Below are 13,080 nucleotides of genomic sequence, written 5' to 3' on the forward strand. Positions count from 1 at the left end.
TGATTATTTAAACTATTGTCATTATTACTAAGGTATCGCAGCTAAATACAAATTTGGCCGCAGTCAAACCACTATAGCCTGCGCTTACTTTCTCTAAAAATAGTAATGCAGGCACAAAAAAACGACCCATTATGGGTCGTTTTTTTTACTGTTAAATTATACATTTAACAACATGATGGACATATCTCTTATAGCGCTTGGTAAGAAACCTTCACACCAAGTACAAAACCGTCATTGTTTTCAAAGTTAGCAACAGTGTCACCAGTTGGCACTTGACCATCAGCGTCACCAAGCCACAAATATTTACCACCAGCTGAGACTGCCCAGTTTTCAGTGACATTATACTTGGCACCTAAACCTGCACTATAGTAACCTTCAGTAGGGCCTAAAGAGGTCACAGGATTACCAGCACCACTATCCCATCCAACGGTACCGCTTACTGCTAAAGCTGGCGCTAAGCGCTTCGCCAAACCTAGTTCTACCTGCCATTGATCTTCATCATAGCTTACTAGTGGCAAGCCATCTGGTTGATAAGCAGGGTTCAGCTTGCTAACGTCATTATATAATGACGGTACAATTGAAAAATTGCTCCATGGTACCCAACGTGCTTTTGCTGTGACTAAAGTCGTAGGATTAATACCAGTCTGGAAATCAAAGTTTACTGACTCAGGGGTAGTAATATCAATATCGCCACTTCTAGTACCAAGTCCTAACGCTGCTACAGCAGGATAACTTTCAGCAACATTAGCCGTATGCTCAATTTCTGAACGATAGGTTAAAGCAGCTTTCAATGCAATTTCAGGCTTGCTATAGGCAATACCAGCGATATAGCCATATTCTTGATCTGTACCAATATGGGCCGTATAACCATTAGCGGCACTATAGGCCGTACCACGCAGCTTTACATCAGCTTCAACGCGCTGGGCCACTGGACCGCCATATACTTGGAAATTTTTATTTTCGCCAAACTTCATTCCAACAATACCAGTAATGTTTTCAGTACGTACTTCTACATTCGTACCTTCACCACTTGCATCTACGAAGTTGTTACTACCACTATAGTCAGCCGCTGCGCCAAAAGGCTCGTCATATAAGATACCAACACTGAAAGTATCATTGATATCGGCTTTTACACCATAACGAAAGGAATCATAAGACTCTGCAATGTCACCAATACTATTACCTGAGGCGTCATTGCCTGTTACATCAGCATCGATATAGGTATAGACGGCTTCGGCATAGGTACCATCTTGTAAAAATGCAGTGATATCCTGACCTGAACGATCAAGACCAGCAGCACTAGCAATGCTAGTAATAGAAAGCGCAGCAACAGCTACTGTAAGAGTTTTTAAATGAAAGGTGTTGCGCATTATATGTCTCCAAACGTCCGCATTGTTTTACTGCTATACCCATTTTTGACGAGTAGACAGCATCCGAGATAGAGAATAGTAATGATTTTCGAACATTAAAACAACTATAAGAATACATTATTTCTTCATTATGACCATATAGTCACAATAAAGCTCCTTTATGTAAATATGTGAATATAATTTTATGGATTGTTCAATGTTTATATCTATCAGTAATGAGGCGGTCTGTCTGCCATCACATCAAACGGTGCAATGCCAGTTTCTGTATCTTGACTATCCACTTGCTTATAAATCAGCTGCAATTGTCGCTGTAATGTCTGAATATCCCTATCTTGACGTGCAATCACCGCATCGAGTCTCTCTACTGTCATCTCAAGATGTGCCATGCTCATTTGCAAGTCAATAACTTGTTGTGTTTGTAATTCATCCTGCATAGCTGATTCATCGATTTGAGCATCATTTCGGGCATTGTCTTGAGTGTTAGATTGATTCATGTCTTTCTCTGAGTTAACGTAAATATGAAGCTAGTAGGATTGGTTACATAAGCAAATAACTAACCAGTATATTGCCGCTATTAAAAAGTAAGGCTTTTAAAACAGGTGCTATAAATAGTGTGTATAAAACCATTTACACGCACTACAGTCACGTAGTGGCATGTTATACTGCTAGCAATTCTGCAACAACCCCTACCTCACTATTATATAAGCTTAAGATATTCTATGGCACTGATACATTTAAAAGACATTCACCTTGCATTTGGCGTCGCCCCTGTTCTTGATGGCATTGATTTTGCTATCGAAGCAGGCGAGCGCGTCTGTCTAATTGGCCGTAATGGCGAAGGCAAATCTACTTTATTTAAACTGATTAGCGGCACATTACAACCTGATAGTGGCGAAGTCATTATCAATAGTAGCGTACGTGTTGCAATGCTAGAACAAGACGTTCCTGAGACAAGTGGACGTATCCTAGACATCGTCATGGGTGGTAGCCGCCGCACGGCCGATCTGCTTATCAACTATAACGCCCAAACTGACTTATGTGCAAATGGCGATATGGTTGCCTGCGAGCGTATGGCAGATTTGCAACATGATATCGATGCGGTACATGGTTGGGATTTAGAGCGCGAAGCCACTCGCTTAATCAAAACGATGGGGCTTAACCCAGACGATGATCTATCTTCGTTATCTGGTGGTCGTAAGCGCCGTGTACTACTAGCACGCTCGTTGGTGACCAAACCTGATGTACTACTTCTCGATGAACCAACCAACCATTTAGATGTTGATAGTATTGAATGGTTAGAACGTTTCCTATTAGATTGGCAAGGTCTGACATTGTTATTCGTCACCCATGATAGAGCATTCGTTAACAAACTATCGACTCGCATCATCGAGCTTGATCGTGGTCAGCTGACCAGCTATGACGTCACTCAAGGCGAAGGTGGCTACGCACGCTACCAAGAGCTAAAAGAGCTACAGTTACTGGCTGAAGAAAAGAATAATGCTAACTTTGATAAAAAGCTGGCACAAGAAGAAGTTTGGATTCGCCAAGGTATTAAAGCCCGTCGCACCCGTAATGAAGGCCGTGTCCGTGAGCTAAAAGCCTTACGTGAAGAGCGTAGCGATCGCCGTGAGCAAGTTGGTAATGTCAACATTACGATGGGTCAAGGCGAGAAAAGCGGTAAGCTCGTCTGTAAAGTTAAAAACTTACATCTTGAGTATGACGGCAATGTATTGGTTGAGAACTTTACGACGACTATCATGCGCGGCGATAAAATCGGTATTGTCGGACCTAACGGTGCTGGTAAAACCACCCTTATCAAAGCCCTACTCGATATGTCTGATGACGAAGTCACAAAATCTGGTAGTGTTGAATTAGGGACCAACCTAAAAATCGCTTTCTTCGACCAGTTGCGTGATCAGTTAGACCTTGAAGCCAGCGTGGCGCAAAACGTCTCAGAAGGCTCGGATTTTGTAGAAGTGGGTGGTCGTAAGACGCACATCATGAGCTATTTGCAAGATTTCTTGTTTGCCCCAGAGCGTGCACGTACACCAGTTAAAGCATTGTCAGGTGGTGAGCGTAACCGTGTCCTACTTGCCAAGCAATTATTAAAGCCTGCTAACATTCTGGTACTCGATGAGCCAACCAACGATTTGGATATGGCGACGCTTGAGCTGTTAGAAGAGTCAGTAGCAAGCTTTGGTGGTACGATTTTGCTCATCAGTCATGATCGTTCATTCATGGACAACGTCGTTACCTCAACATGGGTATTTGGCGAAGACGAAGATGGCAAAGGTACTGTCAGCGAGTATGTCGGTGGCTACCAAGAGTATCTAGTACAGAAAAACCGTGCGCAAGCCGCACAAGCCGCTAGATCAAACAACAATGGTGCTACAAATAATAAGCCTGCTAACAAGTCAGCACAAGCTGTTGCTGCTAAGCCTACCAAAACTGCTAAAAAGCTCAACTATAATGACCAGCGCGAACTAGACAATTTGCCAAAAGAAATCGCGGCATTAGAAGCTGAGCAAAATGAGCTACAAGAAAAGTTAGCTGATGGCTCTTGGTTCAATAGCGACTTCGATGCGGCGACTGCTGCTAGTGAGCGTCTATTGACTATCGAAGATGAGATGATGAGTAAGCTTGAACGTTGGAGTACGCTAGAGGGCTAGATATTCGTTTTAGATTCTTTGATAAGTGCTCATTTGATGAGCACTTATAGTGGTAAGCAGTTAAATATTAAAAAATAATCACCACTTGATTGTATAAAGTGGTGATTATTCGTTTATAGCGACTTACAAAGCAGTTAGATAGTGAAAGTTACCTTAATTTCAAGTATCATTCGCTATTGCTAAATATCCTTATTAATTATAAGGTCATCCGCATTTATAATCCTTGCTAAAAAATAGAGTCTAGATAGCGATAACACATCTACTTTACTTAAGTTATCGCTTTCAACCCTATAATATATCCTATTAAGGTTGCTTTATTTTTAACGCAATAATTTATTTTATCACCGAAATAGCTTAGAATAGCAACAATTAGCAAAATTAGGCATAGCCAAAGTGGCTTGATATTATATATTTTTATAAGTCACAAACCCAGTGTGGGATAATCCCATTTCATTCACCTGGAGGAAGTATTAATGAGCCAAGCCGAAGGCGTTAATGTACAACGCCGTAGAGTTCTTATTGCCTCAACTGCCGCGATTGGTGCAGTTGGAGTCGCTGCTGTGGCAACACCTTTTGTCCGTTCTTGGTATCCAAGCGCTAAAGCTGAGGCCGCAGGGGCTGCAGTGACCCAAGACATTGGTTCTATTGAAGCAGGACAGATGATTGTTGTCAAATACCGTGGTAAACCTATTTATGTGGTTAAGCGCACCGAAGACATGGTTGCAGGACTAGAGTCAGTCAAACCTCTATTATCTGATCCTGAGTCTGATGCGTCTCTACAACCTGAATATTGCAAAAATCCTACTCGCTCTTTAGAACCAACTGTGTTGGTCGTTGAAGGCGTTTGTACGCATCTAGGCTGTGCACCGAACTATCGTCCTGATGTTGGTGCAGCTGATTTGGGTGGTAATGACTGGTATGGTGGGTTTTTCTGCCCATGTCACGGGTCTAAGTATGACTTAGCCGGTCGCGTCTTTAGTGGCGTTCCAGCACCGCTTAATTTACCTATTCCAGAGTACAACGTGGATGGTACCATCTTGACGGTTGGGGAGGCTTAATATGAGTATGGGTAAAAAGTTAATGCATTGGGTGGACGCGCGTTTCCCAGCGACCGAAACCTATGAATACCATATGTCAAAGTACTATGCACCAAAGAACTTTAACTTTTGGTACTTCTTTGGCGTATTGTCAATGATTGTACTGGTTAACCAATTGGTGACTGGTATTTGGCTGACGATGATGTATAACCCAAGTGCCGAAGGGGCGTTTGCATCTGTTGAATACATCATGCGTGATGTAAAAGGCGGCTGGCTCATCCGTTATATGCACTCGACTGGCGCATCAGCGTTCTTCGTCGTGGTATATCTGCATATGTTCCGCGCATTGCTATATGGTTCATATCAGAAACCTCGTGAGCTTATTTGGCTCATCGGTATGGGTATCTACCTAGCGCTAATGGCAGAAGGCTTCTTTGGTTATCTATTACCTTGGGGTAACATGTCATTCTGGGGTGCACAGGTTATTTTGAACCTTCCTGCTGCTCTGCCTGTAATTGGCGACGGTCTTGCTGAATGGGTACGTGGTGACTATATTATCTCCGGTATTACGCTAAACCGTTTCTTTGCTCTACACGTTGTTGCTATTCCATTAGTCCTGGTAGGCTTAGTATTTATGCATTTGGTGGCACTGCATCACGTGGGTTCAAACAACCCTGATGGCATTGACATTAAAAAGCTAAAAGATAAAAACGGTGTACCATTAGACGGTATCGAATTCCATCCGTACTACACTGTGCATGACATGGTTGGTATTGTTGTGTTCTTCATCTGCTTCTTTGCAGTGGTATTTTTCTTCCCAGAAGGCGGCGGTTTCTTCCTTGAGCCACCAAACTTTGAGACAGCGAACTCACTGAAAACACCAGCACATATTGCACCAGTATGGTACTACACGCCGTTCTACGCTATTTTACGTGCGGTTCCTGATAAGCTAGGTGGTGTGGTCGCGATGGGTGCTGCAATTGCCGTACTATTCTTGATACCATGGCTTGATAGATCACCAGTACGCTCTATACGCTATAAAGGCATATTGTCTAAGATTGCTTTAACAGTATTTGCTATTAGCTTTGTCGTACTAGGCTACTTGGGTGCAACACCAACGACCCCAACAGCAACATTAATGGCTCGTATATTTACGATCTTGTATTTCTTATTCTTCTTATTGATGCCGTTCTACACTGCTATTGAGAAGTGTAAACAGCCACCAGAACGCGTTACCGGAGGTCACTAATGAACACGCTAATTAAATCCCTAGCTGGTCTAGGCTTGGGCGCGGCATTAACTTTGACTGCTGGTACTGCAATGGCTGAAGGTAGTGGCTGTGGTACGTTCACTAATGCTGATGGCGTTGTTGAACATCTGGCTTGTAGTACAGCTCCTATTGATTTTACCAATAAGGGCTCGCTACAAAACGGTGCTAAAATCTTTATGAACTACTGTGCTGGGTGTCACTCAGCAGAGTATGTTCGTCACTCTCGTATTGCCCAAGATTTAGAGATACCGCCTGAGCTTGTTGAAAAGTATCTAATGGTAACGACGGATCAAATTGGTGACCATATCGATGCTGAAATCGATTCTGACGTTCAAGCATCTTGGTTTGGCGCAGCGCCTCCGGATTTGTCACTTGAAACCAGACTACGCGGCGATGACTGGGTCTATACTTACTTGCTATCATTTTATGAAGATCCAAATCGTCCTTGGGGCGCTAATAACTTAGTGCTAGCCAATGCTGCAATGCCTCATGTTTTGCATAATATGCAAGAAAAATTGAGCCAAGAAGAATTTGAATCTGAGGTTGGTGACTTGGTTAACTTTATGGCATGGATGGGCGAACCTGCTCGTCATGACCGTCAAGTGATTGGTTTCTTTGTAATTCTATTCTTATTGGTACTACTCATCCCAGTTTACTTATTGAACAAAGAATTCTGGAAAGACGTAAAATAAGATAGTAGTAGAAACATAAGAGACAAGCATGATATTAGGCACTACTTCGGTAGTGCCTTTTTCTGTTCTGATAAACCATTAAATAATAGAGTTATCGCCAAAGGAGTAGACAAATAAAGCGCTCACAAGCAATGTTTACGTACGTTGCCTTGATAATCAGGGTAACTTTGTTTACGATGATAGTCTTTACTATTAACATTAGGCTTTCATGATTGATGCGAACGACATTCCAAGTAGTCAGCTGATTTTATACGCTGATGACGGCTACGACAGTCATGTGGTACGCCTATTACTTGAAGAAAAAAAGCTCGCTTACTATTTATCACGTTTACACTCTGAGCGTCCTGAAGATTTGACTGAGCTGAACCCCTATCATACCTTGCCTGTCCTACAGCAGCGTGAGATTGCGCTCTATGAGATCAATGTTATCTTTGAGTATCTCGAAGAACGCTATCACACAAACAAGCTACTGCCTGATACCCCGCAAGAGCGTGCACAGTTCAGGCAACTGGCGTGGCGTATTCAGCGTGATTGGCTCTCACTTGGTAAGCGCTTACTCGTACACCCAGATAGCTTTAATAAAGCACAAGCAGTAATTGCTAAAAAGCAGCTGAGTGACTCGCTGATTACCTTATCGCCTCTATTTGCTCACAAGCCTTATTTTATGGCAGATGAGTTTGGCTGGTGTGACATACTGTTAGCACCGTTATTGTGGCGACTTGAAGAGATGAATATAGAACTGCCTCGTGCCATTAGTCGCCCACTATTTGATTATCAAAAGCGTGTCTTTGAACGCGATAGCTTTCAAAAAAGTGTGCGTTGATTAGACAGCTGGTTTAGAATAAAAAACTATTAGAATAGAAACTGAGCAACATTTATTTAGGTTTTTTCAATGAATAAGCTACTCCAAGAAGTATCTGTTCACTATTAAAAATAATTCGTATAGGAAATCATTAAATGAGCGAAACTACCTCTATTACCCCAACACGTCCCTATATGGTGCGCGCGCTATATCAGTGGATAGAAGACAATGCCCTGACCCCGTATCTAATGGTCGATGCCACTGCTGAAGAAGTACAGATTCCAAGAGAGCATGTGCAAGATGGTCGTATCGTGCTCAATATTGCTAGCCGTGCAACTGGTAATATGAGTATGGGAAACGACTATATTAACTTCAGTGCGCGCTTTGGTGGTGTATCACAAGAAATTTGGGTGCCATTGACTGCCGTATTGGGTATCTATGCGAAAGAGAACTCACAAGGCATGTTCTTTGATCCTAACGAATATGATAATTATGTACCTGAAGAAGACTCAGACGTTACTGTTAAGAAAAGTCCCGCTGCTGCACCTAAGCCAAAACGTGATAACAGAGCCGGCTTAAAAGTCTTAAAGTAGTCGATTTCTCTGTACAAAAAAAGCCAGTCATATAAAATATGACTGGCTTTTTTTGTACTGCGTATTGCCTAAGACCTAATCTAGGTTCTTGGTAATGTCACACCACGTTGACCTTGGTATTTACCACCGCGGTCTTTGTAGCTGGTCTCACAAACGTCATCAGCATCACTTTGGAAAAACAGCATTTGTGCCACACCTTCTCCGGCATAGATACGCGCTGGGAGATTGGTAGTATTACTAAACTCTAAAGTGACATGCCCTTCCCACTCAGGCTCAAGCGGTGTCACGTTGACAATAATACCGCAACGCGCATACGTTGATTTACCTAGGCAAATAGTCAATACGTCACGTGGAATACGGAAGTACTCCATGGTACGAGCCAATGCAAATGAGTTTGGCGGAATGATACATTCGTCACCAACGATATCGATGAAGCTTTTTTCATCGAAGTTTTTAGGATCTACTACGACTGAATGTACATTGGTGAATACCTTAAACTCAGGAGCACAGCGCACGTCATAACCATAGCTTGACGTACCATAGCTAACCAAACGCTCGCCAGCATCATTAAAACGTACTTGACCCGCTTCAAATGGCTCAATCATGCCATGCTCTTCGGCCATTTTACGAATCCAGCGATCAGATTTGATAGACATTGTTATTCCTTAGCAAATATTTAATAGCGGTTATGATAACAGTATTTTGATAGCGATGATTATACGGAATTGACGGCTGAATTTATAGTGGAGCGGCTACTTAAAAATTAATACGTTCAGTAATCTCATTTATCTTCACCTTATATTTTATAGGCTACCATCTGGCAAAATGATCTTCTGCTAGTCCTATCACTCTATCCAGGATAATAACCTCCCCCGCTAAACGTATCTCACCGCTATAGAAGCCTATCCACTGCTCAAAAACACTAGCAATCACACCGAAGTTGTCAGTTTTCTTATAAACAGTGATAGGTGTAAAAGTTAAGTCAATATTCACATTACTCCAACCTAAATTTTGATGATGGATACGCCATGGCTGCGGGTCGCTCTCACCTGTGCCCATCTCCGCAGTTGGCTCAGAATTTTCTTGATTTACTGATTGACTATTTGAGCCCTCACGAGCAAACATAACGGGTGGTAAATAAATTATCTGCCCAGCAAGCCAGCAAGCATTTTCACTGGCTCCAGTCTCATTAACACCCATAGAAAGATTAAGCAAAAAGTGACGACCATCTGACAAATAGCTAGTGATACAGCTCCAAAACCAATTGGTCTCGTGACGCATATAGCCAAGCGTCCAATCTAGATTGGCAATAGTGGCATCGGTGAAGGTTATTTTTTGAGGTTGAGCATCAGGAGTATTGGCATCAAATTTTGAATGGGTTTTGATAAGTAAATGCCCAGATAATGCGGTCAACGGCTCTTTTTGCGTAAACGTCCAACCGCGCCTACCAGTCGGCGTACATATGGCTAAAGGTTGTGTGCTTCGTGCTAACGCTGCTGTTATTGCAATATACTGACTGTCTAGCGCAATATTTATTTGGGCAGGGCTAAAATCCAAGGTGATGGTGAGCTTTGTATGTGCAAACGCCATCTGCCCTTGATAACTATCACCGTCTAAGTGCGTACGATGAGTCAAAGGCTGTAGCACATCACAGACTTTCAACTGCTGAGTATCCTCATGATAAATATAGACGAAAGCGCTAGTGGCAAGCTTAATCGTTGCGAGCGCGAGGCAAACTCGATAAGGGGGCTGAAGAATCTGAATAAAGCAGAATTGGTTGGCTTTTATTTCTTTTCGCCAGTTGGGTAAGGATTTTTGTGAAATGAGATGGCTATAATAGTCTAAGTAATTGATACTTTTGACTTGGGAGAAAACACCAAAAGCAGGCTGACCATTTTGAATAAGCTCGTTAAGAACAACTGGTTTAGTACTGCTAGCTAAGTGTTGTTTACCTTGTTCATTACACTTTTGATTCATCGTTGCGGCATCCTAGCCAAATTTTTCTAAAGATACTCTAGGCCATATCCTCATTTTTAGCTCCATGTTTAAAATGAGGACACGCCTTAGGTTACTTCTCCACCATCAGAAAATCCGCTTGTCATCGACAGGCTTTGCAAATTTATTAATATTGGTTTCGATATTTTTAGCAATGCTCAAATAATATGGTGCAAACTCATCATCGGCCAATACACTTGGTTCGCCTTTATCCACTTGAGCACGAATACCACTGGCAAGGGGGAGCTGCCCTAATAGCGGCACTTGATATTGTTCAGCGATTTTTTCGCCGCCACCCGTACCAAAGATCGCTTCGGTATGATTACAGTTGCTACAGGTATGCAGTGCCATGTTTTCAACCACACCGAGTACAGGGATGTTGGTTTTGTTAAACATCTCGATACCTTTTTGCGCATCCAGTAGCGCGACATGCTGAGGTGTCGTCACAATCACGGCTCCAGTGACTGGAATACGCTGTGCCAATGTCAGTTGTATATCACCAGTACCGGGTGGCATATCAATCACTAAATAGTCTAGCTGTGGCCAGTTAGTTTGATTATAAAGCTGCATCAAAGCACCGGTCGCTTTAGGTCCACGCCATGCGACAGGAGTATTATCTCCATCGAGTAAGCTACCAATAGACAGCATCGCTATGCCATGTGCATCAACAGGTACGAATTGCTCGTTCTCTAATTGTGGTTTTACATCGGCGACGCCCAACATCGTAGGCATACTAGGACCATAAATATCAGCATCAAGCACACCAACGCGATTGCCAAGCTTTTGTAATGCCAATGCGATATTGACTGTCGTTGTAGACTTACCAACGCCGCCCTTGCCTGATGCTACTACGATAATGTGACGAATACGTGGATGTGCCGCTAGCGATGCTTGTGTCGGTGCCGCTTTAGTAATCGGTGGTTCAGCATTATTATCATTATTACTACTGTCATCAGGATTGGCTGTAGGCTTGCTCTGACTATCCATAGCATTGGTCGTCTTTGGCATTTTCTTTGGTAAGCTTGAACCAGCCCCTTTCGCTGGTGCAGGCAGACGTACATTCATATGAATCGTCGTAATACCATGCGGATGCAGCAGCTGACCAAGCTCTTGCTGAATGGTTTCAGGCTTACTCTCTGGTGGCAGACGCAAGTCTAACGTGAGTTGATCACCATCGCGACTGAGACCCGTTACCATCGTCGCAATACTGACCATACCAACTTCATAACCAAGCAATACTTTATCCACGGCACTATCTCGAGCCGCCCGCTGCTCTGGTGTTTCTGGTTTATTAGTGGGAGTTTTCTTCATAAAGTTAAACATAGCGACCATTACTGCCTATACAAGTGGGTTGGTATGCTAAAACAACTCGTTCAACACCATAGTAGATATGATAAACCATATAGTCGGTTCAATATAATTTAGATACAAGGAAGGCGAGTGAAAGTACTACAAGCCGTAGACTAAGCGAGCCTGACACCGTATCCAATTTATAGAGGATTGACTATATAATATATGAGCGTTTAGCCAGACCTTTTATCGTGATAGTGTAGCTGAATTACAAGCATAAAAAAACCACAACGCCAGTAGGACTGAACTTTGCTACATATGTTTTACGATAGGCTATGTTTACTAACGGCTATTCCTTGGATTGGCTCAACCATTAGTTAAAAATAGACAGGAATAAGCAATAAAAAAGAGCCAATCTAATTGGCTCTAATAGACATAAGGCAAGATATTGATCTAATGAGAATCTAAAAGAAATCGAGTGTCTACTTCATCAAATGAGAATCTAAAAGAAATCGAGTGTCTACTTCATCAAATGGATAGTTACTAATTCCTTAGTTCATAAACCAACCATGGCTGGCAACGATAGATTGACCGGTAAATACATTGGTTGGGAAAGCTGCTAAAAATAATGCCAATTGAGCAATGTCTTCTACTGTCGTAAATTCTTTATCTACCGTGTTAACTAGCATGATATCGTTAATGACAGACTCTTCACTGATACCTTTTTCAGCCGCTTGCTCTGGAATTTGTTTTTCTACCAAAGGTGTTTTGACAAACCCTGGACAAATTACATGCGAACGTACCTTATGCTCTGCACCTTCTTTGGCCAATACACGGCACAAACCTAGTAGTCCGTGCTTGGCGGTCACATAAGGGGCTTTATATAATGAGGCCTCATGTGAATGAGCAGAACCCATATAAATGACTGTGCCACCTTTATCGCCTTTATACATGTGCTTAATCGCTGCTTTGGTGGTTAAAAATGCACCGTCCAAATGGATGTTAAGCATTTTTTTCCAATCGCTGAAGGCCATTTTATCAATAGGGTCAATGATCTGAATACCAGCATTAGAGACCAGAATATCAATACCACCAAAGGTATCTACTAGCTGCTGCACACCTTCGTTGACTGCATCTTCTGACGTCACATCCATGGCAATCGCGAGAGCACGTCCACCAGCGGCTTCAATCGCATCAACGGTTTTCTGTGCCGCTTCTAAATTAATATCTGCAATACCAACCGCGGCCCCTGCTTTTGCATAAGTCTCAGCGATGTCACGTCCGATACCACTTGCAGAGCCAGTGACTAACGCTACTTTGCCTGTCAAATCTTGTTGTAATTGAGTCGCCATACATATTCCT

Annotated in this window: 12 protein-coding genes; 6 read left to right on the forward strand and 6 right to left on the reverse strand. The window is 42.6% G+C overall.

Annotated elements, in window-relative coordinates:
• Nucleotides 1–188: 188 nt before the first annotated feature.
• Together I6E61_RS06960 and I6E61_RS06965 are read right to left on the reverse strand one after the other, a co-directional pair.
• The gene (locus I6E61_RS06960; RefSeq protein ID WP_197132147.1) at nt 189–1,370 is read right to left on the reverse strand and encodes an OmpP1/FadL family transporter; all 1,182 of its coding nucleotides are present in this window, start codon (nt 1,368–1,370) and stop codon (nt 189–191) included.
• Between the two features lie 209 nt (nt 1,371–1,579).
• Complete coding sequence (locus tag I6E61_RS06965) at nt 1,580–1,864, reverse strand: SlyX family protein (RefSeq protein ID WP_197132150.1); 285 nt, start codon at nt 1,862–1,864, stop codon at nt 1,580–1,582.
• Between the two features lie 225 nt (nt 1,865–2,089).
• Between I6E61_RS06965 and I6E61_RS06970 the strand changes: the two genes are divergently transcribed.
• The 6 genes from I6E61_RS06970 to I6E61_RS06995 all read left to right on the forward strand — a co-directional run bounded on the left by I6E61_RS06970 (nt 2,090) and on the right by I6E61_RS06995 (nt 8,433).
• Nucleotides 2,090–4,039 carry an ATP-binding cassette domain-containing protein gene (locus tag I6E61_RS06970; protein WP_197132162.1) on the forward strand — a complete coding sequence of 650 codons (1,950 nt, stop codon included), beginning with the start codon at nt 2,090–2,092 and terminating at the stop codon, nt 4,037–4,039.
• 473 nt (nt 4,040–4,512) lie between these two features.
• Nucleotides 4,513–5,097 carry a ubiquinol-cytochrome c reductase iron-sulfur subunit gene (gene petA, locus I6E61_RS06975; protein ID WP_197132164.1) on the forward strand — a complete coding sequence of 195 codons (585 nt, stop codon included), beginning with the start codon at nt 4,513–4,515 and terminating at the stop codon, nt 5,095–5,097.
• Between the two features lie 22 nt (nt 5,098–5,119).
• Nucleotides 5,120–6,325, forward strand: a complete 1,206-nt coding sequence (locus I6E61_RS06980; RefSeq protein WP_197133176.1) for a cytochrome bc complex cytochrome b subunit — start codon at nt 5,120–5,122, stop codon at nt 6,323–6,325.
• On the forward strand, nt 6,325–7,038 hold the full coding sequence (locus I6E61_RS06985) for a cytochrome c1 (RefSeq protein WP_197132166.1): 714 nt from the start codon (nt 6,325–6,327) through the stop codon (nt 7,036–7,038). The genes I6E61_RS06980 and I6E61_RS06985 overlap by 1 nt, the downstream gene beginning before the upstream one ends.
• Before the next feature lie 208 nt (nt 7,039–7,246).
• The gene (locus I6E61_RS06990) at nt 7,247–7,861 is read left to right on the forward strand and encodes a glutathione S-transferase N-terminal domain-containing protein (RefSeq protein WP_197132170.1); all 615 of its coding nucleotides are present in this window, start codon (nt 7,247–7,249) and stop codon (nt 7,859–7,861) included.
• A 134-nt stretch (nt 7,862–7,995) separates the two neighbouring features.
• Nucleotides 7,996–8,433, forward strand: coding sequence for a ClpXP protease specificity-enhancing factor (locus I6E61_RS06995; RefSeq protein ID WP_197132173.1), 438 nt, complete (start codon nt 7,996–7,998; stop codon nt 8,431–8,433).
• Nucleotides 8,434–8,513: 80 nt separating this feature from the next.
• Here the strand turns inward: I6E61_RS06995 and dcd are convergent, their stop codons facing one another.
• The 4 genes from dcd to I6E61_RS07015 form a co-directional block, all read right to left on the reverse strand.
• Nucleotides 8,514–9,089 (reverse strand): dCTP deaminase, encoded by a 576-nt coding sequence (gene dcd, locus I6E61_RS07000; protein ID WP_010199897.1) that lies wholly within the window; start codon nt 9,087–9,089, stop codon nt 8,514–8,516.
• A 154-nt stretch (nt 9,090–9,243) separates the two neighbouring features.
• Complete coding sequence (locus I6E61_RS07005; RefSeq protein WP_197132176.1) at nt 9,244–10,410, reverse strand: DUF2804 domain-containing protein; 1,167 nt, start codon at nt 10,408–10,410, stop codon at nt 9,244–9,246.
• A 105-nt stretch (nt 10,411–10,515) separates the two neighbouring features.
• Entirely contained in the window at nt 10,516–11,751 is a 1,236-nt protein-coding gene (gene apbC, locus I6E61_RS07010; protein ID WP_197132179.1) for an iron-sulfur cluster carrier protein ApbC, read from the reverse strand.
• Nucleotides 11,752–12,269: 518 nt separating this feature from the next.
• Nucleotides 12,270–13,070: a 3-hydroxybutyrate dehydrogenase gene (locus I6E61_RS07015; protein WP_197102776.1), complete on the reverse strand. Its 801-nt coding sequence runs from the start codon at nt 13,068–13,070 to the stop codon at nt 12,270–12,272.
• Between the last annotated feature and the right edge of the window lie 10 nt (nt 13,071–13,080).

This window comes from Psychrobacter sp. NZS113 (genome assembly GCF_015864825.1).
GTDB lineage: Bacteria > Pseudomonadota > Gammaproteobacteria > Pseudomonadales > Moraxellaceae > Psychrobacter.